We start from the raw sequence: 25,540 nt of genomic DNA, 5'->3' as shown, positions 1-25,540 counted from the left end.
GGAGCGGGTGCGGTCCAGTCCGCTCAGCCGCGCCCGACGTGCGCGGCACGCAGCAGGCACTCCCCGTAGGCGACGTCCTGCCAACTGTCGGGGAGTTCGAAGACGGCCAGCGCGGCAGTCGGGAAGCCGCGCAGCAGCAACTCGGTGGCCGGCCGCTCCCCGGTGCCGTCGTCGAGCAGTTGCGCAAGAGCCGCCATCGTCGGGTTGTGGCCGATCAGCATCGCCGTGGACGCGTGCTCGTCGAGAGCCCGGATCAGGTCGAGCACCGTGTCCGGGTCCGCGCTGTAGAGACCCTCGTCGAAGGTCCCCGGAAGGTCCCATCCGGCGGCCTCGGCGGCCGCCGACCAGGTGTCACGGGTCCGTGCCGCCCCGGACACCAACGCGACCTCAGGGGTGAAACCGAAATCTGCGAGCCAGCGCCCAGCCGCCTCCGCGTCGGCGGTCCCCCGTGCCGTCAGACGGCGGGCGTGGTCGGAGGCCGCCCACGGCTCGGCCTTGGCGTGGCGCATGACGACGAGACGAGGCACCCGGCAAGTGTGACACCCCGGCGGGGCTTCCGTCACAGACCCATCGCGTGGAAGCCGCCGTCGACGTGCACGATCTCGCCGGTGGTGGCCGGGAAGAGGTCCGACAGCAGCGCGACCACCGCTCGGGCGGTGGGCTCCTGGTCGGTCTCGTCCCATCCCAGAGGGGCGCGTTCGCCCCACGCCGACTCGAGCTGCTCGAACCCCGGGATCGCTTTGGCGGCCAGGGTCTTCAGCGGACCGGCACTGACCAGGTTGACCCGGATGCCGTCGGGCCCGAGATCACGCGCGGTGTAGCGGGAGACCGACTCCAAGCCCGCCTTCGCCACGCCCATCCAGTCATAGGCGGGCCAGGCGACGGTCGCGTCGAAGGTGAGGCCCACGATCGAGCCGCCACCCGACATCATCGGTCGGCACGCCTTGGCCAGCGAGGCCAGTGAGTACGCCGACACCTGGACCGCCTGGGCCACGTCCTCCCAGGGGCCGGTGAGGAAGTCCTGGCCCAGCAGCGTCTCGGGGTTGCCGTACGCGATCGAGTGGACCACGCCGTCGAGGCCGTCGAGGTGCTCACCCAACGCTGCCGGCAGGCCGGCCAGGTGATCGGCGTCGGTGACGTCGAGCTCGATGACCGGACATGGCTCCGGGAGCCGGTTGACGATCCGGCGGGTGATGCCCAGCGCTCGGCCGAAGTTGGAGACCACCACCGTCGCGCCGTGCTGTTGGGCGACGCGGGCCACCGCGAAGCCGATCGAGCTGTCCATGGTCACGCCGGTGACCAGGATCCGCTTGCCGTCGAGGATGCCCATCTCAGTGCCCCATTCCCAGTCCGCCGTCGACCGGGACGACTGCCCCGGTCACATACCCTGCCTGTTCCGAAGCCAGCCACGTCACCACACCGGCGATCTCCTCCGGCTGCGCCCAACGGGCCAGCGGGATCCGCTTGATCTCCGCCTTGACCTCCTCGGGCAGATCGGCGGTCATATCCGTCTCGACGAACCCCGGGGCCACCACGTTCGCGGTGATCCCACGACTGCCGAGCTCGCGGGCCACCGACCGCGCCAGGCCGATCAGGCCGGCCTTGGAGGCGGCGTAGTTGGTCTGCCCGGCCGAGCCGAGCATCGCCACCACCGACGAGACCAGGACGATCCGTCCCTTACGCTGCCGCAGCATCCCTCGGGAGACGCCCTTGACCAGCCGCCAGGTGCCGGTCAGGTTGGTGTCGATCACCGAGCTCCAGTCCTCCTCGGACATCCGCAGCAACAGGGTGTCTGCGGTCATCCCGGCGTTGGCCACCAGCACCTCGATAGGGCCGTGAGCCTCTTCGGCCTCGGCGATCGCGGCGCGGACGGCCTCGGGGTCGGTGAGGTCGCAGCGCACGTCCAGGGCGCCCTCGGGAGCCCCGCCGCTGCGGGTGGTGGCGGCGACTCGGTCGCCCTGGGCGAGGAACGCTTCGACGATGGCGCGGCCAATACCGCGGTTGCCGCCGCTGACGAGTACGGATCTGCTCACGTCAGCGACGCTAGTGCTTACCGCCTGGTACGCCGAAACCGCGCGGTTACCGTCCAGTTGGTGGGAAGCTCAGTCGTCCTCGAGACGGAAGCCGAGCTTGAGGCCCACCTGGAAGTGCTCGACCTGGTTGTCCTTGACCTGTCCCCGGACCTGGGTCACCTCGAACCAGTCCACGTGTCGCAGCGTCCGGGAGGCACGCTCCACGCCGTTGCGGATGGCCTGGTCGATGCCCTCGGGTGAGGTGCCGACGATCTCGGTGACGCGGTAGGTGCGGTTGGACATGAGTTCCTCCGGGTTCTGGGGCGGGGCGACGCCTGAGCCTACCGGCGTACGATGGCGGCATGGGTGAACGGCGCGACTCCGCGGGCTCCCGGGGCTCCGCCTCCGGGTCGGGGGATGACGTCGTCCGGATCACCACCGCCGCGCCGAGTCGTGCCGAGGAGATCGCCGGTCGCCAGCGCCGCTACCTGATCTCGATGGCGATTCGCACCGCCTGCGTGATCGGCGCGGTGTGGGTGGGGCCCGGCGTACTCCGCTGGTTCCTCTTCGCCGGCGCGGTCTTCCTGCCCTACGTCGCAGTGGTGATGGCCAACGCCACCGATCGTCGGCCACGCGAGGGCACCTTGCCCCCGGTGACTCCGGACCACCGCCAGATCGGCAACTGACACGATCGCGTGTCCAAATGTCGGAAACCTGCCGTCCGATCGCCTTGAGTTCCCTCATCGGCGTGCAAGAATCGTTGTTGTGGGCTCAGCCTCCCCCGTCTGAGTTCACACAACCGTGGTGCCGGACAGCTTCCCCCGTGGCTGTCCGGCACCACACTTTTCGCCTCCTGCTCACGTGGCCCCCGGCGAACCTCACGGAAGGCGAGACGTGGACGACTCCCCGATCTGCTCGGCCAAGGACTGTCGGGCGCCCGCTGTCTGGGAACTGCGCTGGAACAACCCGAAACTGCACACGCCGGAACGACGCAAGGTGTGGCTGGCCTGCCCCGAGCACCGAGACTCGCTGTCGCAGTTCCTGGGCGCGCGCGGTTTCCTCAAGGAGACCGTGGCGCGCTAGCCACCGATGGCCGACATCGGCCGGGTCGGTTGCAGGAACGACACGTCGTCGATCCCGTGTCCGGCCCTCTTGCCGGCCATCGCGGTCACCCACCGGTCTGCGATCTCCGCATCGGTGGCGCCGGCCCTGAGTGCACCCCGCAGGTCCGACTCCTCGCGGGCGAAGAGGCAGTTGCGGACCTGGCCGTCGGCGGTCAGCCGAACCCGGTCGCAGTCCCCGCAGAACGGTCGGGTCACCGAGGCGATGATGCCCACGGTGGCTGGACCCCCGTCCACGCTGAAGAGCTCGGCCGGGGCGCTGCCGCGGGGCTCCTCGGCAGGCTCCAGCGAGAACTCACGCTCCAGCAGGGCGAGGGTCTCCTCCGCGGTCACCATCGTGTCGCGGCGCCACCCGTGCTGGGCGTCCAGCGGCATCTGCTCGATGAAGCGGAGCTGGAAGCCCTCGGCCAGCGCCCACCGCAACAGTTCGGCGGCCTGGTCGTCGTTGTGACCGCGCAGGAGCACCGCGTTCACCTTCACCGGACCCAGGCCCGCGTCTCGCGCCGCCTCCAGTCCGGCCAGCACGTCGGACAACCGGTCCCGCCGGGTGATCGCGGCGAAGGTCTCGGCCCGGATGCTGTCCAGGCTGACGTTGACCCGGTCCAGTCCCGCGGCGGCCAGCGCCGCTGCGGTGCGCTCCAACCCCAACGCATTGGTGGTCAGGGAGAGTTCCGGACGGGGGCGAAGCTCGGCGGTACGCCGCACGATGTCGACCAGGCCGCGACGGACCAGCGGCTCGCCGCCGGTGAAGCGGACCTCGGTCACCCCGAGCTTCTGCACGGCGATGCCCACCAGACGCACCACTTCGTCGTCGGTGAGCACGTCCTCGCCGGGCAACCAGTCCAACCCTTCGGCGGGCATGCAGTAGTTGCAGCGCAGGTTGCACCGGTCAGTGAGCGACACGCGCAGGTCGGTGGCGACCCGCCCGTAGCTGTCCGCGAGGGGGAGCATGTACGGAGTCTAACCGCCGCGGCGATAGCCTCGGGTGGTGCGCTCGATCGGTTTCCTGCTCTCCCGTCGCTGGATCCTGCTTGGCGTGACGGTAGCGCTGCTGGCCTGGCTCGCCTGGCTGTTGGGGCAATGGCAGTTCGCCCGGCTCGATGACCGGCTCGAGCGCAACGAGCGGGTGCAGGCCAACACGGCCGCCGCACCGGCCGACGTCGCCGCCGTGATGGCGGTCGGTGAGCCTCTGCCCCCGGAGTCGGAGTGGCGGCGGATCACCGCTACCGGCACCTATGCGGCCGACGAGACGGTCGTGGTTCGCTACCGGACCCGGGACGGTCGCGCTGGGGTGAACCTGGTGGTGCCGCTGGTCACCGTCGAGGGGCCCAGACTGCTCGTCGACCGTGGCTGGATGGCCACCGACAACCGGGGGGTGCCCGGCGACATACCTCGAGTGGCTGCGGAGCCGGTCACCATCGTGGGTTGGGTGCGCGTCGACGCCGAGGGCCCATCCACCGCGGTCAACGACCTGTCCACCCGAGCGATCTCCAGCGCCACCATCGGGCCGGCGATCGGCGCCGAGGTGTACGGCGGGTTCGTCGAACTGGAGTCCGAGTCGGTGGACCTGGGCGCCCCGCTGTCGCCGGCGCGGTTGCCCGACCTCGACTCGGGTCCCCACTTCTTCTACGGCCTGCAGTGGTGGTTCTTCGGTGCGTTGGCGCTGTTCGGCTTCGGCTACCTGGCCTGGGACGAGTGGCGTCGGGCCAGACCCGGCGGCCCGGGCCCGCGGTCGCTGGCCAATGCCCGGGGCGCCCGCACCCGGCGTACCGATCAGAGGGACCTGAGCAACCCTCCGTCGACGGGCAGCATCACGCCGGTCAGGAACGACGCCGCCGGCGACATCAGGAAGCCGGCCACCGAGCCGAACTCCGCGGGCTCACCGTAGCGACCCAGCGGAATCTGGGCGCAGTGCCGGGCCCGAGCCTCGTCCGCGTCACCGGAGAGTGCGTCGAGTTCGGCGACCCGGGGCGTGTCGATCCTCCCGGGCAGCAGCCCGTTGACCCGGATACCGGCCGGGCCGAGCTCGTCGGCCAGGGTTTTCGCGACCATCGCCAGGCCGGGCCGCAGCCCGTTGGAGATGGCCATGTTCGGCAGCGGCGTCCGCGCCGACGACGAGAGCACGAAGGTGATCGAGCCACCCACCGGCAGCACGGCGCCGAACTCCCGGGCCAGCCGGACCGCGCCGATGAACACGCTCTCGAATGCCGCGGACCACTCCTGGTCGGTCTTCTCGGTGACCGGCCCGGCCGGTGGCCCGCCCACGGAGATCAGCAGACCGTCCAGGCGCCCCCACCGCTGCTGAGCCGCCTGCTGCAGGCGCTGCGGAGTCTGGGGGTCGCTGTTGTCGGCGGCGAGCCAGGCCGCCGACTCGGCACCGAGCCCGGCCACCGCAGTCGCCAGGGTGTCGGAGTTGCGACCTGAGAGGAGCACCCGCGCCCCTTCGGCCACCAGCACCTCGGCGGTGGCGCGCCCCAAACCCCCGGCTCCGCCCGTGATCACGTACACCCGCCCTGCCACGCCCAGATCCATGCCGCCGACCCTATCCCCCGCCGAGGTGTCACATCTGGTCGGCCGAGGTGTCACATCTGGTCGCCTGAGGTGTCACATATGGGCGGCCCAAGCGACGAGATCTGACACCTCGGGCGACCAGATGGGCAACTTCGTCAGTCTTGGAGGAACTGGGTGCGGTGCAGTTCGCCGTAGAGACCCCCTTGGGCGAGCAACTCCGCGTGACTCCCCCGGGCCACCACGCGCCCGTCCTCGATCACCAGGATCTGGTCGGCGTCGCGGATCGTCGAGAGCCGGTGCGCGATGACCAGTGAGGTACGCCCCTCCAGGGCCACCTTGAGCGCCGCCTGCACCGCCACCTCGGACTCGGAGTCCAGGTGGGCCGTGGCCTCGTCGAGGACAACGATCGACGGGGCCTTGAGCAGCAGCCGGGCGATCGCGAGCCGTTGCCGCTCGCCTCCGGAGAGTCGATACCCCCGATCCCCCACCACCGTGTCGAGTCCATGCGGCAAGGTCGACACCAGACGGTCGATCTGGGCCGCGCGCAGAGCCTGCCAGATCGCCGCCTCATCCGCGTCCGGCCGCGCATAGACCAGATTCGCCCGGATGGTGTCGTGGAACATGTGCGCGTCCTGGGTGACGTAGCCGACCCGCGCCTCGAGCGACTCCAGGGTCAACTCCCGTACGTCGTGCCCGTCCACCCGCACGGCACCCTGATCCACGTCGTACAACCGGGCGACCAGATGCGTGATCGTGGTCTTGCCTGCTCCCGACGGCCCGACCAGGGCGACCATCTGTCCGGGCTCGGCGGTGAAGGTGACGTCGTGCAGCACCCGTTCGGCAGCGCCAGGAGCCTGGCGCGCGACCGTCTCCAGGGAGGCCAGGGAGATCGTGTCGGGATCCGGATAACTGAACGCCACCCGGTCGAACTCGAGTCGTCCCGGGCCGGCCGGCAGCGCCCGAGCATCGGGCCTCTCCGCCACCATCGGAGCCAGATCGAGCACCTCGAAGACCCGCTCGAAACTCACCAGGGCCGTCATCACGTCGATCCGCACGTTCGAGAGCGCCTGCAGCGGGCCGAGCAGTCGCAGCAGCAGGGTGCCCAACGCGATCATGGTGCCCACGGTGAGGTCGCCGCGGATCGCCAACCAGCCGCCCACGCCGTAGACGATGGCGGTGGCCAACGCCGGCACCAGCATCATGGTGGCGGCGAAGACGCGGGTGACGAAGGAGATCTGTACGCCGAGATCACGCACCGTGGCGGCCTTCGTGGCGAACAGCGCATCCTCGTCGGCGCGACGTCCGAAGAGTTTGAGCAGCATCGCCCCGCCCACGTTGAAGCGCTCGGTCATCACATTGCCGAGGTCCGCGTTGCCGTCCATCTGTTGCCGGCTCAGGGCACTGAGTCGCCGCGACGCCCAGCGGGAGGCGGCGAGCAGGATCGGGAAGAGCGCCAGGCAGGCCAGGGTGACCTGCCAGGACAGCAGCAGCATGGTGATGCCGACGACCACCACCGAGATGCTGTTCGAGACGGTGCTCGACAGCGCCGAGGTGAAGGCTCGCTGCGCACCGATCACGTCGTTGTTGAGCCGCGAGACCAGCGCACCGGTCTGGGTGCGGGTGAAGAACGCAACGGACTGGCGTTGCACGTGGCCGAAGACCCGGGTCCGAAGATCGAAGATCAGCCCCTCCCCGATCCGCGACGAGTACAAACCACCGACGACACCCAGGACCGCAGTCACCAGCGCTGTGACCAGCATCGCCGCCGCCAGCCAGCCGACCCGAGCCGCGTCGCCGTTCGCGATCCCGTCATCCACGATCCGCTGCAGCAGCAGCGGCGGCACCACCACCAGAGCCGCATCGATCGTGGTCAGCGCCAGGAAGATCGCGATCAGTCGACGGTGCGGCCGGGCGAAGCCCAGCACCCGACGGAAGGTTCGGGAATCGAGCCTGGTCGCGGCGACGCTGCGGTCCTGGCGCAGGTTCCGCCAGACCGGGCCCATCGCCCCGCCCATGCCAGAGCCCATCATCGACATCGCCGCACCCTCACGCCAGCGCCACGAGGTCGGCGTACTCCTCGCTCCACAGGTCCTCGTCGCCGTCGGGCAGGAGCAGCACCCGGTCCGGGTGCAGGGCCCGGACGGCGCCCTCGTCGTGGGTGACCAGGACGATGGCGCCGGCATAGCTGCGGATCGCCGCCAGGACCTCTTCGCGGGAGGCTGGGTCGAGGTTGTTGGTGGGTTCGTCGAGGAGAAGCACGTTGGCACTGGAGACCACCAGGGCGGCCAGTGCGAGTCGGGTCTTCTCGCCTCCGGAGAGTACGCCGGCGGGCTTGTGAGCGTCGTCGCCGGAGAACAGGAACGACCCGAGCACCGACCTGGCCTGGGTGTCGGTCAGATCCGGCGCGGCGGTGCGCATGTTCTCCAGCACGGTGCGGTCGGTGTCCAGCGTCTCGTGCTCCTGGGCGTAGTAGCCGAGCTTGAGCCCGTGCCCGGGCTCGACCACTCCGGTGTCGGCCCGGTCGACCCCGCCCAGGATGCGCAGCATGGTGGTCTTGCCCGCGCCGTTGAGCCCCAGGATGACCACCCGGGATCCCCGGTCGATGGCGAGATCGACGTCGGTGAAGACTTCCAGGGACCCGTACGACTTCGACAGCCCGGTGGCCATCAACGGGGTCTTGCCGCACGGTGCCGGCTCGGGGAAGGCGATCTTGGCGACCTTGTCGGAACGACGCTCGGACTCCAGGCCGGACATCATCTTCTCGGCGCGCTTCAGCATCGACTGGGCGGCCGAGGCCTTGGACGCCTTGGCGCGCATCCGGTTCGCCTGGTCCACCAGTGAGCTCGCCTTGCGTTCGGCGTTGCTGCGCTCCCGCTTGCGGCGTCGTTCGTCGGTCTCCCGCTGCTCCAGGTACGCCCGCCAGCCCATGTTGTAGGCGTCGATCTCGGCGCGGTTCGCGTCCAGGTGCAGAACCCGGTTGACGCAGTGCTCCAGCAGGTCGGTGTCGTGGCTGATCACCACCAGTCCGCCGGAGTAGGCCTTGAGGAAGTCACGCAGCCAGACGATCGAGTCGGCGTCGAGGTGGTTCGTCGGCTCGTCGAGGAGCATCGTGTCCGCGCCGGAGAACAGGATCCGGGCCAGTTCGACGCGGCGTCGCTGACCGCCGGAGAGGGTGCGTAGCGGCTGGGCGAGGATGCGGTCCTCGATCCCGAGGCTGTGCGCGATCACCGCGGCCTCGGACTCGGCGGCGTAGCCGCCGCCGGCGTGGAGTTCGGCATCGGCGCGGGAGTACCGCTTCATCGCCCGTTCGGCGATGGCCGGGTCGGGGTCGCCCATCTGCGCCTCGGCCGTGCGCAGCCGGCGTACCACGTCGTCGAGGCCGCGCGCCGACAGGATCCGGTCCCGGGCGATCTGATCGGGGTCGCCGGTCCGCGGGTCCTGGGGCAGGTAGCCGACCGGACCGGTGGCGTGCACGGAACCGCCCGCGGGGAGTCCTTCCCCGGCGAGCACTCTGGTCAGGGTGGTCTTGCCTGCGCCGTTGCGGCCCACCAGCCCCACTTTGTCGCCGGCAGCGACGCGGAAACTGACGTTCTCCATCAGGAGACGGGCCCCGGCGCGGATCTCGAGCTGCTGGGCGGTGATCATGTCCGGGTTAGTCTACGGCTCGCAGGTCTCAAGGACCGACTCGAGGAGCGCCGCAGGGATGAAGTTCAATCCGAAGGCCCGGATCGACACCGGCCGGATCAGCCACTCCCCCGTCAGGTCCGCGGGGAGCCGGTCCGTCGGGGGGAGAGCCGGCGGCACCGGCCGTGCCGGTGTGCCGATCCCGATGGGGCGTGGCGGGCTGAGCATCGGTGGCGTGATCGTGGTGGTGCTGGTGGTCCTGCTGGGCAACTGGCTGGGGGCCGGCGACCTGCTCTCGGACGACCCGGGCGGCAGCGCCAGCGGCACCGACCGGTACGCCGCGTGCGCGACGGGCGCCGACGCCAACCGGGACGCCGACTGCGCCCGAGTGGCGGTGGAGAACTCGCTGGTGACGTTCTGGACGGCGGCGCTGCCGCAGCAGGCCGGACAGCAACTGCGGCCGGCGACGCTGCGCACCTTCGACCGCGCGGTCGCCACGGGCTGTGGCAACGCGAGCTCCCAACTGGGCCCTTTCTACTGTCCGGTGGACCAGACCATCTATCTGGACACCACCTTCTTCCCCGAGGTGCTGCAGAAGCAGCTCGGCGGCAGTGGCGGCGAGTTCGTGGAGCCGTATGTGCTGGCTCACGAGTACGGCCACCATGTGCAGAACCTGCTCGGCTACCTGGGCCGGGTGCGCAGCCAGCAGGGTGCGAGCAGTGACGCGGTGCGTCTGGAACTGCAGGCGGACTGTCTGGCCGGCATGTGGGCGGGCGTGGCCGCGTCGACCACCGACGAGTCCGGGGTGGCGATCTTCAGCGAGATCACCCGCCAGGACATCGAGGACGCCCTTGACGGGGCTCGATCGGTCGGCGACGACCGGATCCAGCAGCGCACCGGCGGCCGCGTCAACCCCGACGGGTGGACCCACGGCTCGTCGGAGCAGCGGATGCGCTGGTTCATGGTGGGCTACCAGCAGGGCGATCTGACCGCATGTGACACGTTCAAGGCCGATCGGCTGTGACCCGGATCGAAGCCTGGGCCGATGTCACCTGCCCGTGGTGCTGGATCGGCCAGCACCGGCTGGAACGCGCGATCGCCGCCGCCGGGTACGACGTGACGGTGCGCTATCGCTCCTTCCACATCGACCCGGGCGCGCCCCGGGTCCCCACCGAGAGCACCTTGTCCGCGCTGGCGCGCAAGATCGGCCGAAGCCCGGCCGAGACCCGCCAGGTGATGGAGCATGCGGCGAAGGTCGCCGCGACCTTGGGGCTGACCTTCGACCACGCCGACGCACCGCATGCACACACCCTCGATGCGCACCGGGTCCTGCACCTGGCGGCGGAGCACGGGGCGCAGGCCAGCGTCAAGCATGCGCTGCATGCCGCCTATCTGGCTCGGGGCGAGTCGATGGCCGACGTCGACGTACTGCGTCATGCGGCGGTGAGCGGCGGCCTGCCCGAGGACGAGGTCTCCGAGCTGCTCGCAGGCGACGCGCTCACCGCGGCCGTGGCCGCGGATCTGCAGTGGGCCCGCCAGGTCGGGGTGACCGCGGTCCCGGCGCTGCTGGTCGACGACACGTATCTGCTCGTCGGCGACCAGCCGGCGGAGGTGCTTCAGGACATGCTGCGGCAGGTCAACGGGGACTGACTCCGCGAGCCCGGTCCGCCAGCGCCGGACAGGGGTCAGGCGGGCTCCCCGACGTCGATCCAGGCCGCGGTGTTGCCGGGCAGCAACCCATCGTCGGTGGTCGGGTCGGAGCGCAGGAGCACGGTGCCGGGTGGCAGTTCCACCGGCTCCGCGCCGGTGTTGAGCCAGCATTCGAGGCTCCCGCGCCGGAAGGCGAGCACGTCGTCGGGGGCATCGATCCAGACCAGGTCCGGTGCGCCGACGAAACGCTCCCGGCGCAGCCGCAGCGCGCGGCGATACAACTCCAGGGTGGAACCCTCCACGCCGTCCTGGGCGCTCACCGTCAGCGGCGCCCAGCCCTGCGGCTGCGGCAGCCAGGTGTCGTGGACACCGTCGGGGCTGAAGCCGTACGTCGGCTGGTCACCGTGCCACGGGAGCGGCACCCGGCATCCGTCGCGCCCGGGGTCGGCGCCGCCCGACCGCTCGAAGATGGGGTCCAGGCGACGGTGGTCGGCGATGTCCTCCACCTCGGGCAGACCCAGTTCGTCACCCTGATAGATGTAGACCTTGCCCGGCAGGGCCATGGTCACCAGCGCTGCGGCCCGGGCCCGGCGGAGCCCCAACTCGAGGTCGGCTTCGTCGGTCAGCCACCGCTCCCGGTCGAGGACGCCGCCCAATGACTGCTCCGGTTGGCTGCGGGCGTAGCGGGTCACGTGCCTGACCACGTCGTGGTTGGACAGCACCCAGGTGCTGGGGTTGTCGGCCTGGCCGAGCACCTGTCGTGCGTCGTCGATCACGGTGCGCATCACCGGGGCACGGAACGGGGCCGTCAGCAGGTCGAACTGGAACGCGGTGTGCAGTTCGTCGGGCCGGACGAATCGGGCCAGGCGCTCGTTGTCGGGCACCCAGGCCTCGGCGACGAAGATGCGTGGCGGGTCGTACTCGTCGGCGACCCTGCGCCAGCCCCGGAAGATGTCGTGGACGCCCTCCTGGTCCCAGGCCGGGTGCGGTTCCAGCGTGGAGTCCAGGGCGCCCGGTGGGGCGTCGGGCAGGCCCGGTGCCTTGACCAGGCCATGGGCGACGTCGATGCGGAATCCGTCGACGCCGCGGTCGAACCAGAACCGCAGCACACTCTCGAACTCGGCGATCACCTCGGGGTTCTCCCAGCACAGGTCCGGCTGCTGGGGGGCGAACATGTGCAGGTACCACTCGCCGTCGGGCTCGCTGGTGCGGGTCCAGGCCGAGCCACCGAAGGCGCTCTGCCAGTTGTTGGGCGGCAAGTCGCCGTGCTCACCCCGGCCGGGCCGGAAGATGAACCTGGCGCGGGCCGCCTCGTCGCCGGCCAGAGCCTGCTTGAACCAGGTGTGCTCCCAGGACAGGTGGTTGGGCACGATGTCGAGCAGCAGTCGGATGCCCGCCCCGTGCAGTTCCTCGATGAGCGCATCGGCGTCGGCGAGGTCGCCGTACGCCGGCTCGATCGCCCGGAAGTCGGCTACGTCGTAGCCCGCGTCGTGCTGCGGTGAGGGGTACCACGGGTTGATCCACAGTGCGTCGATCCCCAGTGAGGCGAGATAGGGGATCCTGGCCCGCAGCCCCGCCAGGTCGCCGATGCCGTCGCCGTTGCCGTCGGCGAACGAGCGGAGGTAGCACTGATAGACGACGGCGCTGCGCCACCATGGCTGATTGCTCACCGGAAGAGCGTGGCACGCTGACTTCTGGTCACGAAATCCGGACGTTCGCTGCGGGATCGGCACGGCCTCAGGTCCCCTCGATGCGGTGCGCACCGGGCCCGGGACGCACCTCGAACGTCACCGGGGGCGCGAACCCGGCGTCATCGAACGCTCGCCGGACGGTGGCCGCGGCGGCGTCGGCCACCTCGGTGGCGAGCAGCCCGATCGTGCATCCTCCGAACCCACCTCCGGTCATCCGCGCCCCGAGCGCGCCTGCCTCGTGCAGGGCGTCCACCGCGACGTCGATCTCGGGGACCGTGATCCGGAAGTCGTCACGCATCGAGACGTGGGAGGCGCTCAGCTGCGGACCGATCTCTGACAGCCGGCCGGAGCGCAACAGGCCGACCACGTCCAGGACCCGCTGGTTCTCCGTGACCACATGACGGGTGTAGCGGCGCAGTTCGGGATCGTCGAGCCGCGCCAGCGCCGCGTCCAGGCCGACCACGTCGACGTCCCTCAGTGAGCGGAGACCGAGTTCGGCCGCGGCCTGCTCGCAGCCTCGTCGACGGGCGGCGTACTCGCCGTCGGCGTGCCGGTGGGGTGCTCGCGTGTCCACCACCAGCACGGTGAGACCGGCCCCGGCGAGGTCGCAGGGCACCGCCTCGGTCACCAGATCGCGCATATCGCAGAACAGCACGCAGTCGGGCTGGCTGCGCAGTGAGGCGAGTTGGTCCATCCCGCCGGTGGGAGCGCCGACGACGTCGTTCTCCACGGCACGGGTCAGCGCCAGCATCGCCTCCGGCCCCATCGGGAGCCCGAGCTCGTCGACGACGGCACAGGTGACCGCGCACACCAGGGCGGCCGATGAGGAGAGGCCGGCGCCCACCGGCACGGCACTGTCCACACTGATCTCGAGGCCGGGCAGGTCAACGCCCTGCTCGCGGAGCAGCCAGGCGGGGCCGAGCAGGTAGCGCGCCCAGTCGGGCACCGCAGCGTCGACCCCCCGTGTCAGCGGCACCTCGACGGCGTCCGGTTGCTGCGCTGAGCGAGCCACCAGCACCGGCCGGCCTGCACGGCGTACCTCCGCCGTGCAGGACCGGTCGATCGCGAACGGCAGCGTGAAGCCACCGTTGTAGTCGGTGTGCTCGCCGATCAGGTTGACGCGCCCGGGGGCGCGCCAGCGGACCGTCACACCGGCACCTGGGATGGCCCCGTCACTCCGACAGGCGCTCTCCGGTATCGGTGTCGAACACATGGACGTTCGCGGGGTCGGTGGTCACATAGAGGGTCTCGCCCTTGTGAATCGTGTCGCGTCCACCCACCCGCACGATGATGTCGTGCGGGGTGCCCTCGACGCCGCTGGTGCCGTAGACGAAGGCGTCGGCGCCCAGCTCCTCGATCACCGTGACATCCACGGGCAGTCCGCCCTCGCTCTGGGCGACCACTCGCCAGTTCTCCGGACGGACCCCGACGGTGATGTTCCCCTCCATCTTGCGGGAGGCGGCCGGGTCGACGGGGACCAGATAGTCACCGATCTTGGCCTGGCCGTCCACGGCCTTGGCCTCGATCAGGTTCATCTGCGGGGAGCCGATGAAGCCGGCCACGAAGAGGTTCGCGGGCTTGTCGTAGAGGTTCAGCGGGCTGTCGACCTGCTGCAGGAGCCCGTCCTTCATCACCGCGACCCGATCGCCCATCGTCATCGCCTCGACCTGGTCATGGGTGACGTAGACGGTGGTGACACCCAGATCCCGCTGCAGTTTGGCGATGTCGGTGCGGGTCTGCACGCGCATCTTGGCGTCCAGGTTCGACAGCGGCTCGTCCATGCAGAACACCTGCGGCGCGCGCACGATCGCACGTCCCATCGCGACCCGCTGTCGCTGACCGCCGGAGAGCGCCTTGGGCTTGCGGTCCAGATACTCGGTGAGCCCCAGGATCTTGGCGGCCTCCTCGACCTTCTTCCGGCGCTCCGCTTCCGGCACCTTGGCCATCTTCAGGGCGAACGCCATGTTGTCGGCGACGGTCATGTGCGGGTAGAGCGCGTAGCTCTGGAACACCATCGCGATGTCCCGGTCCTTGGGCGGCATGTGGGTGACGTCGCGGTCGCCGATGTGGATGCTGCCGGAGTTGCACTCCTCCAGGCCGGCCAGCATCCGCAGGGTGGTCGACTTGCCGCAACCGGACGGGCCGACGAGGACCATGAACTCCCCGTCGTCGATCTCCAGGTCGATGCCCGGGACTGCGGGTGAATCGGCGCCGGGATACCACCGTTGCGCCTTGTTGAACGTGACTTTGGCCATGACTGAACAGCTCCTTCACCGGCAGGTACGTGCCGGACGATCCGTAGTAAAGGTGAGCGTCACCAGAGAGTGACGAGCGTCACACTACCGCTTTCCCGTAGATCCACCACCCCCCAGCGAGCCACCGGCCACCACATCCATCGGCATCTCCTCGACCTCACGCCCAGCCGCGCCGGCCAGCAGCAACTCGACCGCCCGTGCCCCGATGCCCGCATATGGGACCGCCACGCTGGTCAGCGTCGGGCGCAACCACGAGGCGAGTTCGGAGCCATCGAAGGACACGATCGCCACATCGCCGGGCACCTGGAGGCCGTGCTCGGCGAGTGCCTGGGACACACCCATGGCGATCCGGTCGTTCATGCACACCAGGGCACCGGGGCGACCGCCGTCACGGAGCCAGCCATCCATCGCGGCGAACGCCTCGCGCACGCTCCACTCGCAGGGGATCATCCCGGCCAACGCGTGACCTGCCTCGTTCAGCGCCGCTTCCACCCCGGTCAGCCGTCGACCCCCGGCCAGCGCACCCGGGGTCGGATCGGCGCCCACCACGTACGCCCCGGCTGCCCGCCCGGACTCGAGCAGCAGCTCTCCGGCCACCCGCCCGCCGCCGACCTCGTCGGGGATCACCGCGGGGAGCTGGCCCGTGGTGTCCACGCAGTTCATCAGCACGGTCGGGTGCTTGCGCAGCACCTCCGGCACCGAGATCTCCATGGTCACCAGCGTCGCGTAGAGGATGCCGTCGACGTGCCGATCCAGCATCTCGTCGACGAGTCGGGCCTCGACCTCGACGTCGCCCTCGGTCTCCCCGATCACCAGCAGGTGACCACTGGCGCGGGCTACGGTCGCAGCCCCCGACAGCATCTCGCCGGCGAAGTGGCCGCTGGCGACGAAGTCGGAGATCACCCCGTAGGTCTTCGTGGTCGACGTACGCAGGTTGCGAGCCAGCCGATTGGGGCGATACTGCAGCTCCTCGGCCGCCTCCCGCACCCGCCGTTCCGTCTCGCCGGCGATGCGCATCTCGCCCGCCCGGCCGTTGAGGATGTACGACGCGGTGGTCGGGGACACGCCGGCGCGCGCCGCCACGTCCCCCAAAGTCACTCTCCGGACCGACTTCGACTTCACCACGATCTCCTCTCGTCCGTGCACCCGGGCCGCTCAGTGCACCAGATGGCAGACGTCACCGGTTCGCACGGCCACCTCTCGGCGCCGTGCCAGTGCGTTATCAGATCTTTACTTGACGTGTTTCGTGGTTGCTGATTCCCTTCAGCAAGTGAGGTGTATCACACCACAGGGTGCATGACCAAGGTTCGAGGAGGAGACGACGATGCGAATGCCACGTCGCACCAGAACGATGGCGCTGGCGATTGCCGTAGCGCTGGGCCTTGCCGCCTGCGGCGGCAACGGCGGTGAAACCAGCAGCGGCCAGGTGACGATCTGGATGTCGCTTGACGAGACCGTGGTCGACGGGCTGACCGAGGAGATCATGGCCAAGGCCGAGGAGGCCGGCATCGATGTCAAGGTCGAGCGGGTCGACTCCATCGACGTACTCGTCAAGACCCGGATCCAGGCGGGCAACCCACCGGACATCGCCTTGGTGCCGCAACCAGGTGTGGTCGCCTCGATCGTCGAGCTCGGTGCGGCGTACCCCCTTGATGACGTGCTCGACCTCGGTGCGCTCGAGGACAGCATGGTGCCGGGCGCCATCGACGCCGGCATGGTCGACGGGCAGCTCTACGGGCTGCTGACCTCGATGAACGTCAAGTCGTTGCTCTTCTACCCCAAGAAGGCCTTCGAGGACGCCGGCTACGAGACCCCCAACTCCCTCGACGAGCTCACCGCTCTGGCCGATCAGATCCGCGGCGACGGTGGGACCCCCTGGTGCCTGACCATGGAGTCCGGTGCCGCCACCGGCTGGGTGGCCACCGACTGGTTCGAGGACCTGATCATGCGCGTCGGCAGCCCCGAGGAGTACAACCAGTGGGTCGCCGGTGAGATCCCGTTCGACTCCGACGTGGTGCGTGAGGCTGCGGCGTACTTCGAGGAGGTCGCGTTCACCGAGGGCAACGTCCAGGGTGGTCGCAGGGCGATCGCGGCCACGCCGTTCGGTGACGCAGCACGGCCGATGTTCAACCAGGCAGGTCCCCAGTGCTGGCTGCTCAAGCAGGGTTCGTTCTTCGTCGCTCCGGACTTCCTGCCGGATCGAATCTTCGAGAACGCCGACGAGGAGCTCGGCGTGACCGGCTTCCCGCCGGCCGAGGTCGGCGGTGAGAACCCGGTGATGGGTGGCGGCGACCTGGCGGTCCTGCTCAGCGACAACCCGGACGCGCAGGAGGCGATGCGGATCCTGGCGCAGGCCGACGTCGGCAACACGGCGGCGACGAACTCGTCGTTCCTGTCCCCGCACCGCGTCTTCGACGTCTCGCTGTACGCCAACGACACCGTGCGGAACATCGCCGGGGTGGCCTACGACGCGACAGCGTTCCTGTTCGACGGATCCGACTCGATGCCGGCCCAGGTCGGTGCCGGGACGTTCTGGACGGAGATGACGGATTGGATCTCCGGGCGGAAGTCGCTCGACGATGCTTTGACGACCATCGACAACAGCTGGCCGGCCAACTGACCCGCTGACATGGAGAAGGGTCGGGGGCGCGCAGACGTGAACCGTCACTGTCCCGCGCGCCTCCGGCCCCCTCCCCCTCGCGTCACGATCATCCGACCCACCTATCCCGAGATGACTCGGTAGGAGGACGAACATGCTCCTGAAGGTGACGACAGCCCTCATCACAGTCCTGGCCGGCATCGGAGTGGCGGTTCTGCTCTTCTGGCTCCTGAACAAGCTGGCCGAGGCGTTACCAAGCCGGTGGGAGGAACGACTCAAACCGTTCTTCTACATCCTGCCCGCCTATGCGGCGATCACCATGTTCCTGGTCTATCCGGCAATCCAGACCGTGATCTACAGCTTCAAGACCCGGGTCGGCTTCCCGGCCGAGTCCTGGACCGGCCTCGACAACTACCGCGACCTGCTGGGGAGTCCCGCGTTCCGCGACACGCTCTTCAACACACTCCTATGGATCATCATCGTCCCGACCGCGACCGTGATGGTCGGGTTGGCGGTCGCGGTGATGGCCGACCGGCTCCGCGAGAAGGCCGAGCGCGCGGTCAAGACGATCATCTTCATGCCGATGGCGATCAGCCTCGTCGGCGCAGGCACCGTCTGGGGGCTGGTCTACGACTTCCGGCCACTGGGCACTCCCCAGGTCGGCATCCAGAACGCGATCGTCGTCGCCCTCGGCGGCGATCCCGTCCCCTGGGTCCAGGAGAGCGCCTTCCGGTTCAACAGCATGCTGCTGATGGTGATGCTGTTGTGGGCCCAGGCGGGCTTCGCGATGGTGCTGCTGTCCGCGGCGGTCAAGGGAGTCCCCGTGGACACCCTGGAGGCCGCCAGGATCGACGGCGCCAACGAGGCACAGATCTTCACCAAGGTGATCGTGCCGCAGATCTGGTCGACGATCGTCACGGTCTTCGTCACGGTGCTGATAGCGGTGATGAAGATCTTCGACATCGTCTATGTGATGACCAACGGCAATTTCAATACGAACGTGGTCGCCAATGAGTTCTATGCCCAGTTCTTCACCAACAACAACCAGGGCGCGGCCTCGGCGATCGTGGTCATGCTGATGATCGCGATCATCCCGGTGATGGCCTACCAAGTCCGCAACTTCCGGCGTGAGGAGGCGAACCGATGAGTGCTCCCGTGCATCCCCCCGTTGGGGTCGGCAAGCGTGAGGCCAAGATGAAGGGCGGCGAGGACAGGCACGCCAAGACTGGCTGGTTCTCCCGGATCACCCTCGCGATCCTGGTGTTCTTGTGGGTCGTGCCGGTGATCGGCTTGCTGCTCACCTCGTTCCGCAGTCGCGACGACCAGGCCGAAGGCGGCTGGTGGCGGCTCTTCACCGATCCGGCCAGCATCACCCGGCTCACCTTCGACAACTACGTGAACGCCATCCAGGGGCGGAACCTGGGCGACGCCTTCATCAACAGCCTGGCCATCGCGCTACCGGCCACGTTCATCCCGCTGCTGATCGCGGCGTTCGCGGCGTACGCGTTCACCTTCATGGAGTTCCCCGGACGTGACGTGCTGTTCATCGTGGTGGTGACGATGCTGATCATCCCGAACTTCGTCGCCTTCGTCCCGGTGCTGAAGATCTACCGTGACATCGGCATCGGCGGCACCTTCCCGGCGGTCTGGCTGTTCCATGTGGGCTTCGGGATGTCGTTGGCCATCTACGTGCTGCGCAACTTCATGTCGTCGCTGCCCAGGACCGTGATCGAGTCGGCGAAGATCGACGGCGCCAGCCAGTTCCAGACCTTCTGGCGGCTGGTGCTGCCGATGTCGGTCCCGGCGATCGCCTCGATCGCGATCTTCCAGTTCCTGTGGGTGTGGAACGACCTCCTGGTCGCGCTGGTCTTCCTCGGCCCGGGCGAACGCGCCCCGCTGACGGTGTCGATCTCGCAGATGCTGGGACAGCAGGGCCAGGGCCAGGAACTGGTCACGGCAGCGGGCTTCTTCTCGATGATCGTGCCGATCATGGTGTTCCTGCTGCTGCAGCGGTTCTTCGTGCGGGGCCTCACTGCGGGAGCCGTCAAGGGTTGACATCTCCACTGCTCTTCCCTGGAGGAGGTAGTCCCGGCACCGGTATCGAGCTGGACATCCGGGGTCCGGGGCTCCCCACCGTGCTGTTCTGCGGCAGCAGCGGTGGCGGGGCCACCGGGCGCCCGGACGTGGCCCGCGGACCGGGCACGCCGCTGCTCGGCGAGCACGCTCGTGGTCGCTTCACCCGTCCGCACCTGCGCGGGCATCGCGTCGCCACGGAGGGGAATCGGCTCACCAGCGGTCGTGCCTGGAGCACCCACTTCGTCACCACCGGCATCGACCCGGACCCGGACCGGCTGGGCATCAGCGGTGTCGATGAGTCTGCGGGCCTGGCATTCGAGGCGGAGTTCGAGTCGCTGCCCGGTGGCGCACTGCGGGTGCGGTACACGCTCACCAACACTGCGGCGGGTCACTATCTGGTCGACGGGCTGGAGGTCGCGCTGCCGGTGGAGGACGACCTGATCGAAGTGCTCGACTTCACCGGGCGGCACGAGCGGGAGCGAAGTCCGCAGCGGCACCAGGTGACCGACGGTCTGTGGCTCCGCGAGGGTCGCACCGGGCGCCCCGGCCTCGACGCCGCCACGATGGCGGTGCTCGGCACCACCGGCTTCGGCTTCACGCACGGCCGGGTGCTCGGCGTACACGTCGGCTGGAGCGGCAACTCGGTGCTGCGCGTGGAGCGTGACGCGGCGTCGGGAACCACCCTGGGCGGCGGCGAGTTGCTGCTCCCCGGTGAAGTGGTGCTCGCCGAGGGCGAGAGCTACCGCACGCCGTGGGTGTACTTCGCGGCCGCGGACGACGGCCTCGACGGACTGGCCGCCTGCTGGCATGGGCACCAGCGCGCCCTCGCCGCTCACCCCACGCAGCAGCCGGTGGTGCTCAACGTGTGGGAGGCGATCTACTTCAACCACGACGTCGACCGGTTGCGCCGGATCGCCGACCGCGCGGCCGAGGTCGGCGTGGAGCGCTTCGTGCTCGACGATGGCTGGTTCCGGCACCGCCGTGACGACACGGCCGGTCTGGGTGACTGGTGGGTGGACGAGCAGGTGTGGCCCGACGGTCTCGGGCCCCTCGCTGACCACGTGCGCGGTCTGGGCATGGAGTTCGGCCTCTGGTTCGAGCCCGAGATGGTCAACCCCGACTCCGACCTGTTCCGGGCGCACCCCGACTGGATCCTCGCCGCGGCCGACGACCGGCAGCCGCTGCTGCACCGCCACCAGTGGGCTCTGGACCTCTCCCGACCCGAGGTCTTCGACCATCTGCTCGCCCGACTGGACGCCGTACTCACCGAACTGCCGGTCGACTACGTGAAGTGGGACCACAACCGCGACCTGCTCGAGGCGGGCAGCGGCCTGCTCGGCGGTGCGCCGACGGTGCACCGTCAGACGCAGGCGTTCTATCGGCTGCTGGATGAGATCCGGAGCCGGCATCCGACGGTGGCCTGGGAGAGTTGCGCCTCCGGAGGGGGACGGATCGACTTCGGGGTGTTGGAACGGGTGCAGCGGGTGTGGACCTCGGACATGACCGACGCGCTGGCGCGTCAGCAGATCCAGCGTTGGTCGTCACTGCTGGTGGCGCCGGAGTACCTGGGCGCCCATGTCTCGGCACCCACCTCACACATCACCGGGCGCACCTTCGGGCTGGACTTCCGCGCGGCGACGGCGATGTTCGGTGCGTTCGGCATCGAATGGGACCTGACCGAGGCAAGCGCCAGCGACCTGGTGGGGCTCAGGGAGTGGGTGGCGCGGCACCAGCGGTTCCGGCCACTGCTGCACACCGGCAGGGTGGTGCGCCCGGCGTCCAGCGATCCGGCCGTGCTGCTGCACGGCGTCGTCAGTGACGACCGCCACGAAGCGCTGATGGCCCATGTGCAGCTCGACGAGTCTGCCCACAATCGGGGCGTCTCCGTGCGGGTGCCGGGTCTGGATCCGGAGCAGTCGTACCGGCTGGCGTGGGAGGGGCCGGTCGACCACACCCAGGTGAGCATGGCCTCTCCGCTGCCCGGCGCCGGACCGACCGATGGGGCCGTGGTGACGGGGCGATCACTCGCCGAGCGGGGATTCTGGGTCCCGAGGCGCCGTCCCGAGACGGTCACCCTGGTGCACGTGACCCCAGCCTGAGGTCGCGGCACGCAACTCGCCGACGGGCTGACCGCCACCGAGCACGGGGGCCGAGCCCAGTTCGTCCAGGACCGGGTGGGCGAGGCCGAGCATCCGCAGCGCTGCCGCCATCACCACCGGCCGCGGGCGGGACTGCCCGTCGGCGATCTTGATCGCGACCGAGCGGCCGTCGTCCAGTCCCGCCGCGAACACGCCTTCGGCGCCCGCCTTCGCGAACAGTCCCGGCACGCCGCGAACCAGGAGGAGTTCGTCGCGACGGGTGCCGCTGGCCCACTCCGGGTGCTGTTGTACGGCGATCGCCACGCGCCGCTCCGGGCTGTCGGGCTCACCGAGTGACATCGTCCGGAAGGCCCGGGCCAGGCCGGTCAGGGTGAGCGAGGCCACCGGGGCACCACAGCCATCGACGCCCGTGTGGGTGATGGGCTCACCGGCCAGCCGCTCCAACGTCGCGGCGATCTGCTGCTGCAGCGGATGGTCGGGCCGGAGGTAGTCGGTGGTCGACCATCCGTTGATCCGGCAGGTGGCCAGCATCCCCGCATGCTTGCCCGAGCAGTCGGCCGTGACCGCGGCGGCTGCGTGGCCCTCGCGACAGTAGTGGCGCTCCTCCACGGGGTCGAGTGGATAGCCCGGGGTGTTCTGGAGGGCGGTCTCGTCGAGTCCCACAGTGGCAAGGATGCGTCGGGTGCCGTCGCGATGGAAGGGTTCGCCGGAGTGGCTGGCCGCGACCAGTGCGAGCAGTTCGGTCTCCAGGTCCAGGCCGAGGCCGACCATCGCCGCTGCCTGCATGGGCTTGTTGGCGGATCGAGGGAACATCGCCAAGTCCACCGCGCCGACGGCGAGTACGACGGCTCCGCTCTGGTCGAGGGCGACCACCGACCCGTGGTGGACACTCTCCACCAGCCCGGATCGGACGACTTCGGCAACGAGTTCATGGGACACATCCGCCATGCTTCCACGCACCCGCGCCGACGCGTCACCAGCCCAGCAGGGCCTCGACGTGAGCGGCCTGCCGCTGCAGGCTGCGCAGGTGCGGCGCCACACTCGGGTGCCGGAACTTGAGGGCAAGCTCGCCCTCCCCCTCAGCGGCCCTGGCCAGCGCCCACTCCACCCTGGTGAGGACCGTGTAGACACCGGTGACCCGGGCGCCGAGGCCGACCTGGTCCGGCGAGGCCAGCCCGTCGGGGAGCCCGAGCAGGTAGGCGTCGAGCAGTGGCTCGAACTCCTCCCGGGCCATCAGCATGTGGTAGCCGAGGTCGCCACCGACCGGGCCGAGCCCCAGGCTTCCCCAGTCCACGGCAACCAGCGTGTCCCCGTCCCGGCCGGGCAGGTTGGCCGGGATCGGGTCACCGTGCTGGGGCACCTGGGGCAACTGGTCGATCAGGTCGAGGAACTCGTCGCGTCGGTCCCAGAGGGTGGCGGTGACCCGGGCCGCGCTGGTCTGCGCCAGCGTCGGCCAACCACCACGCTGAGCCACCCGCGCCAGACGGTCCCGGAGTTGCCGCCGGGCGAGCCAGCGCAGGTGTCCGATCTCGGCACCGGCGAAAGCGCCCATCGACCTGGCCGCAAAGAGCCCCGGGTTGGCGGCGTCCTCCACCCAGTCGGCGACGATGGTGATCCCGTCCGCGTCCTCGCTGACCTCCGAGGTCGGCCCCCGCAGACCGGGGGTGTCGGTCACCGCGTCGTAGCTGACCACGTCCGCCGACCGGCGCCAGTAGGCGAAGTGCTCCGGGTCGGAGTACTCCGGCGGGTCGGCCTCCGACGGCGCGATGAGCCGCTTGACCACCACCGCCCGGCCCTCGATGCTGGCCCGCCACACGCCCAGCGTGGAAGCACTGAGACCGCCGGGCAGCGAGACCCACCCGGGCTCCGGCTGCCACATACCTGGTGACGCTAGCCGACACCCGCCCCCAGACCCCGGATTTCCGCCCTCCCGCCCGCCTTGGTCGAGTGCCGCCCCGTTTCGGTGGTCGAGTGCCGCCCGGTTTCGGTGGTCGAGTGCCGCCCCGCCCGGTGGTCGAGTGCCGCCCGGTTTCGGTGGTCGAGTGCCGCCCCCCGTTCGGTGGTCGAGTGCCGCCGAGGAACGAGGCGGTGTATCGAGACCACCCCCTAGTCGTCCGGGGTCTCGATACGCTCGCTGGCGCTCACTACTCGACCGCCGACCCACGCCTGCGTTCGGTGGTCGAGTGCCGCCCGGTTTCGGTGGTCGAGTGCCGCCCCCCGTTCGGTGGTCGAGTGCCGCCGAGGAACGAGGCGGTGTATCGAGGCCACCCCCTAGGCGTCCGGGGTCTCGATACGCTCGCTGGCGCTCGCTACTCGACCGCCGATCAGGCTGTGAGGGGTCATCCGGAAATGTCGGAGGCTCCTGGTTGGCTTGTTCTCATGAAGGCGGAGCAGCTCGAAGATCTCGACACCTCGGGTGAGGTGCTCGACTTCCTGCGCACCCAGCAGGCCGAGGCCCTTCTGGTCGAGGCGGCCGCGATGGTGGCGGCGGTGAAGTACTGCGGGATCAACACCCCGACCACTGACACCGACGCAGCCGGGCACTGGTTCGGGGACCGGTCCTGCGCCCTGGCCGGTGAGGGTGCCCCTCAGGTGTCAGAATCCGCGGTCATCGAGTACGCCGCCGCCCTGGGCCGATCCACCGAATCGGCAAAGAAGTATCTGGGTGAGTGTCTGGAACTGGCCCACCGACTCCGGAAGACCTGGACCCGGGTCCGTGCTGGTGAGGTCCCCGGCTGGGCAGCACGCCGGATCGCCTCCCAGACCATGAAGCTCCCCCAGGCCGGCGCGGCGTGGGTCGACGGTCAGGTCGCCCCCGCCGCAGGACGCATCGGTCCCACCGCGTTGGATCGGATCCTGAACGAGGCACTCACCCGGTTCGACCCCGAGGAGGCCGAACAGCGCCGCCTCGACGGCCTCGAGGGTCGCCGGGTCGACATCGACCTCGATGACCTGATCGATGGGCAGGTCTGCCACGCCCGCGTAAACGGGGTCATCGACGCCGCCGACGCGCTCGACCTCCAAGAAGCCCTGACCACCCTGGCCGCGCAGTACCGCGAACTGGGATCCACCGAATCACTCAACGTACGCCGCGCCAAAGCCCTCGGCGAACTCGCCCGCACCCAACTCCACCTCCACCTCGACGACGGTGACGGGGACAGTGGCGGGGGTCTCGCTACACCGCCTCACAAGTTCGGCGGCACTCGACCAACGAACAACGACGGGGGTGGTCTCGAGACACCGCCGGGCAATGGAGCGGAGGGTCGGTGTCTCGATACACCGCCTCGTTCCTCGGCGGCACTCGACCACCGATCCACAGCAGGCGGGTCCCGGAGCAGCACCGCGTCCCGGCGGGTGGTGTTGCATGTGCATCTGTCCGCGGACGCGGTCCAGGGGTACGGCGACGGCATCGCCCGGGTCGAGACCCTGTTGGGGCAGCGGGATCGGTTGGTGACGTTTGAGCAGCTCACCGAATGGTGCGCCGGAGCCCAGATCACCGTGCAACCCGTCCTCGACCTTCACGAGACGTTGATGTCGACGGGCTATCAGCCCGCAGGCAGGCTGCGGGACCAGGTGGTCGGGAACAACCCCACGTGTGTGTTCCCCTTCTGCCACAGGCCGGCCAGGACCAGCGATCTGGACCACATCGAACCCTGGCGCGACGACGGCGGCGGTGGCCGGACCGACTCCACGAACCTGGCGCCCTTATGTCGTACCCACCATCGGGCGAAGACCCACCTGGGGTGGACCTACACCATGCTGATCCCCGGCGAGTACCTGTGGACCAGCCCCCAAGGCCGCTCGTATCACCGTGGACCCGACGGCAGCAGTCCCCTCGACCCACCACGAGATACACCCCGCCCCTGACCCCGCACCCCCACCGGCTGCGGGGCCACCGGCAC

Annotated in this window: 24 protein-coding genes; 10 read left to right on the top strand and 14 right to left on the bottom strand. The window is 69.6% G+C overall.

Going from position 1 to position 25,540, the window contains the following annotated elements:
- Positions 1-23 precede the first annotated feature (23 nt).
- The 4 genes from JKG67_RS13815 to JKG67_RS13800 form a co-directional block, all read right to left on the bottom strand.
- Complete coding sequence (locus JKG67_RS13815) at positions 24-527, bottom strand: SixA phosphatase family protein (protein WP_203337910.1); 504 nt, start codon at positions 525-527, stop codon at positions 24-26.
- Between the two features lie 32 nt (positions 528-559).
- Complete coding sequence (gene fabI / locus JKG67_RS13810) at positions 560-1,330, bottom strand: enoyl-ACP reductase FabI (protein ID WP_203337909.1); 771 nt, start codon at positions 1,328-1,330, stop codon at positions 560-562.
- 1 nt (position 1,331) lies between these two features.
- Positions 1,332-2,033: a 3-oxoacyl-ACP reductase FabG gene (gene fabG, locus JKG67_RS13805; RefSeq protein WP_203337908.1), complete on the bottom strand. Its 702-nt coding sequence runs from the start codon at positions 2,031-2,033 to the stop codon at positions 1,332-1,334.
- Positions 2,034-2,102: 69 nt separating this feature from the next.
- Positions 2,103-2,315, bottom strand: a complete 213-nt coding sequence (locus JKG67_RS13800; RefSeq protein ID WP_203337907.1) for a dodecin — start codon at positions 2,313-2,315, stop codon at positions 2,103-2,105.
- Positions 2,316-2,374: 59 nt separating this feature from the next.
- Here JKG67_RS13800 and JKG67_RS13795 point away from each other — a divergent pair, with 59 nt between their 5' ends.
- Both JKG67_RS13795 and JKG67_RS13790 read left to right on the top strand, forming a co-directional pair.
- Positions 2,375-2,698, top strand: a complete 324-nt coding sequence (locus tag JKG67_RS13795) for a DUF3099 domain-containing protein (RefSeq protein WP_203337906.1) — start codon at positions 2,375-2,377, stop codon at positions 2,696-2,698.
- Between the two features lie 208 nt (positions 2,699-2,906).
- The gene (locus JKG67_RS13790) at positions 2,907-3,095 is read left to right on the top strand and encodes an acetone carboxylase (RefSeq protein ID WP_203337905.1); all 189 of its coding nucleotides are present in this window, start codon (positions 2,907-2,909) and stop codon (positions 3,093-3,095) included.
- Here JKG67_RS13790 and moaA read toward each other — a convergent pair.
- Complete coding sequence (gene moaA / locus JKG67_RS13785; RefSeq protein WP_203337904.1) at positions 3,092-4,084, bottom strand: GTP 3',8-cyclase MoaA; 993 nt, start codon at positions 4,082-4,084, stop codon at positions 3,092-3,094. The two genes, JKG67_RS13790 and moaA, sit on opposite strands and share 4 nt — an antisense overlap.
- Positions 4,085-4,121: 37 nt before the next feature.
- Here moaA and JKG67_RS13780 point away from each other — a divergent pair, with 37 nt between their 5' ends.
- A complete protein-coding gene (locus JKG67_RS13780; protein WP_203337903.1) occupies positions 4,122-5,021 on the top strand; it encodes an SURF1 family cytochrome oxidase biogenesis protein in 900 nt (299 codons plus the stop codon).
- Here JKG67_RS13780 and JKG67_RS13775 read toward each other — a convergent pair.
- The 3 genes from JKG67_RS13775 to JKG67_RS13765 form a co-directional block, all read right to left on the bottom strand.
- Positions 4,907-5,665: an SDR family oxidoreductase gene (locus JKG67_RS13775; protein ID WP_203337902.1), complete on the bottom strand. Its 759-nt coding sequence runs from the start codon at positions 5,663-5,665 to the stop codon at positions 4,907-4,909. The two genes, JKG67_RS13780 and JKG67_RS13775, sit on opposite strands and share 115 nt — an antisense overlap.
- Before the next feature lie 134 nt (positions 5,666-5,799).
- A complete protein-coding gene (locus JKG67_RS13770; protein WP_307816570.1) occupies positions 5,800-7,680 on the bottom strand; it encodes an ABC transporter ATP-binding protein in 1,881 nt (626 codons plus the stop codon).
- A 10-nt stretch (positions 7,681-7,690) separates the two neighbouring features.
- The gene (locus JKG67_RS13765; RefSeq protein WP_203337901.1) at positions 7,691-9,289 is read right to left on the bottom strand and encodes an ABC-F family ATP-binding cassette domain-containing protein; all 1,599 of its coding nucleotides are present in this window, start codon (positions 9,287-9,289) and stop codon (positions 7,691-7,693) included.
- Between the two features lie 58 nt (positions 9,290-9,347).
- Here JKG67_RS13765 and ypfJ point away from each other — a divergent pair, with 58 nt between their 5' ends.
- Positions 9,348-10,292 (top strand): KPN_02809 family neutral zinc metallopeptidase, encoded by a 945-nt coding sequence (gene ypfJ / locus JKG67_RS13760; protein WP_203337900.1) that lies wholly within the window; start codon positions 9,348-9,350, stop codon positions 10,290-10,292.
- The gene (locus JKG67_RS13755; protein ID WP_203337899.1) at positions 10,289-10,918 is read left to right on the top strand and encodes a DsbA family oxidoreductase; all 630 of its coding nucleotides are present in this window, start codon (positions 10,289-10,291) and stop codon (positions 10,916-10,918) included. The genes ypfJ and JKG67_RS13755 overlap by 4 nt, the downstream gene beginning before the upstream one ends.
- Before the next feature lie 35 nt (positions 10,919-10,953).
- Here JKG67_RS13755 and JKG67_RS13750 read toward each other — a convergent pair whose 3' ends face one another.
- The 4 genes from JKG67_RS13750 to JKG67_RS13735 form a co-directional block, all read right to left on the bottom strand.
- Entirely contained in the window at positions 10,954-12,588 is a 1,635-nt protein-coding gene (locus tag JKG67_RS13750) for a glycoside hydrolase family 13 protein (protein ID WP_203337898.1), read from the bottom strand.
- A gap of 67 nt (positions 12,589-12,655) precedes the next feature.
- Entirely contained in the window at positions 12,656-13,759 is a 1,104-nt protein-coding gene (gene galK, locus JKG67_RS13745) for a galactokinase (protein WP_307816569.1), read from the bottom strand.
- 22 nt (positions 13,760-13,781) lie between these two features.
- Complete coding sequence (locus tag JKG67_RS13740) at positions 13,782-14,864, bottom strand: ABC transporter ATP-binding protein (protein ID WP_203337896.1); 1,083 nt, start codon at positions 14,862-14,864, stop codon at positions 13,782-13,784.
- Between the two features lie 84 nt (positions 14,865-14,948).
- Entirely contained in the window at positions 14,949-15,986 is a 1,038-nt protein-coding gene (locus JKG67_RS13735; protein ID WP_203337895.1) for a LacI family DNA-binding transcriptional regulator, read from the bottom strand.
- Between the two features lie 202 nt (positions 15,987-16,188).
- Here JKG67_RS13735 and JKG67_RS13730 point away from each other — a divergent pair, with 202 nt between their 5' ends.
- The 4 genes from JKG67_RS13730 to JKG67_RS13715 all read left to right on the top strand — a co-directional run bounded on the left by JKG67_RS13730 (position 16,189) and on the right by JKG67_RS13715 (position 21,638).
- The gene (locus JKG67_RS13730; RefSeq protein WP_203337894.1) at positions 16,189-17,484 is read left to right on the top strand and encodes an ABC transporter substrate-binding protein; all 1,296 of its coding nucleotides are present in this window, start codon (positions 16,189-16,191) and stop codon (positions 17,482-17,484) included.
- A gap of 145 nt (positions 17,485-17,629) precedes the next feature.
- Positions 17,630-18,610: a carbohydrate ABC transporter permease gene (locus tag JKG67_RS13725; protein ID WP_307816568.1), complete on the top strand. Its 981-nt coding sequence runs from the start codon at positions 17,630-17,632 to the stop codon at positions 18,608-18,610.
- The gene (locus JKG67_RS13720) at positions 18,607-19,518 is read left to right on the top strand and encodes a carbohydrate ABC transporter permease (RefSeq protein WP_238998451.1); all 912 of its coding nucleotides are present in this window, start codon (positions 18,607-18,609) and stop codon (positions 19,516-19,518) included. Before JKG67_RS13725 ends, JKG67_RS13720 begins: the two co-directional genes overlap by 4 nt.
- Positions 19,515-21,638 (top strand): alpha-galactosidase, encoded by a 2,124-nt coding sequence (locus tag JKG67_RS13715; RefSeq protein ID WP_238998450.1) that lies wholly within the window; start codon positions 19,515-19,517, stop codon positions 21,636-21,638. Before JKG67_RS13720 ends, JKG67_RS13715 begins: the two co-directional genes overlap by 4 nt.
- On the opposite strand, the gene JKG67_RS13710 is transcribed toward JKG67_RS13715, so the two are convergent.
- Complete coding sequence (locus tag JKG67_RS13710) at positions 21,561-22,577, bottom strand: asparaginase (protein ID WP_372442097.1); 1,017 nt, start codon at positions 22,575-22,577, stop codon at positions 21,561-21,563. The genes JKG67_RS13715 and JKG67_RS13710 overlap by 78 nt on opposite strands.
- A gap of 34 nt (positions 22,578-22,611) precedes the next feature.
- Positions 22,612-23,517 (bottom strand): phosphotransferase, encoded by a 906-nt coding sequence (locus JKG67_RS13705; RefSeq protein WP_203337891.1) that lies wholly within the window; start codon positions 23,515-23,517, stop codon positions 22,612-22,614.
- Positions 23,518-24,017: 500 nt separating this feature from the next.
- On the opposite strand from JKG67_RS13705, the gene JKG67_RS13700 reads away from it, so the two are divergent.
- Positions 24,018-25,505 carry an HNH endonuclease signature motif containing protein gene (locus JKG67_RS13700; RefSeq protein ID WP_203337890.1) on the top strand — a complete coding sequence of 496 codons (1,488 nt, stop codon included), beginning with the start codon at positions 24,018-24,020 and terminating at the stop codon, positions 25,503-25,505.
- Positions 25,506-25,540 lie beyond the last annotated feature (35 nt).

It is taken from the genome of Nocardioides limicola (genome assembly GCF_016827675.1).
Lineage (GTDB): Bacteria > Actinomycetota > Actinomycetes > Propionibacteriales > Nocardioidaceae > Nocardioides > Nocardioides limicola.
The sequence above is the reverse complement of the archived record's forward strand: the minus strand, read 5'-3'. Positions and strand labels throughout refer to the sequence as shown.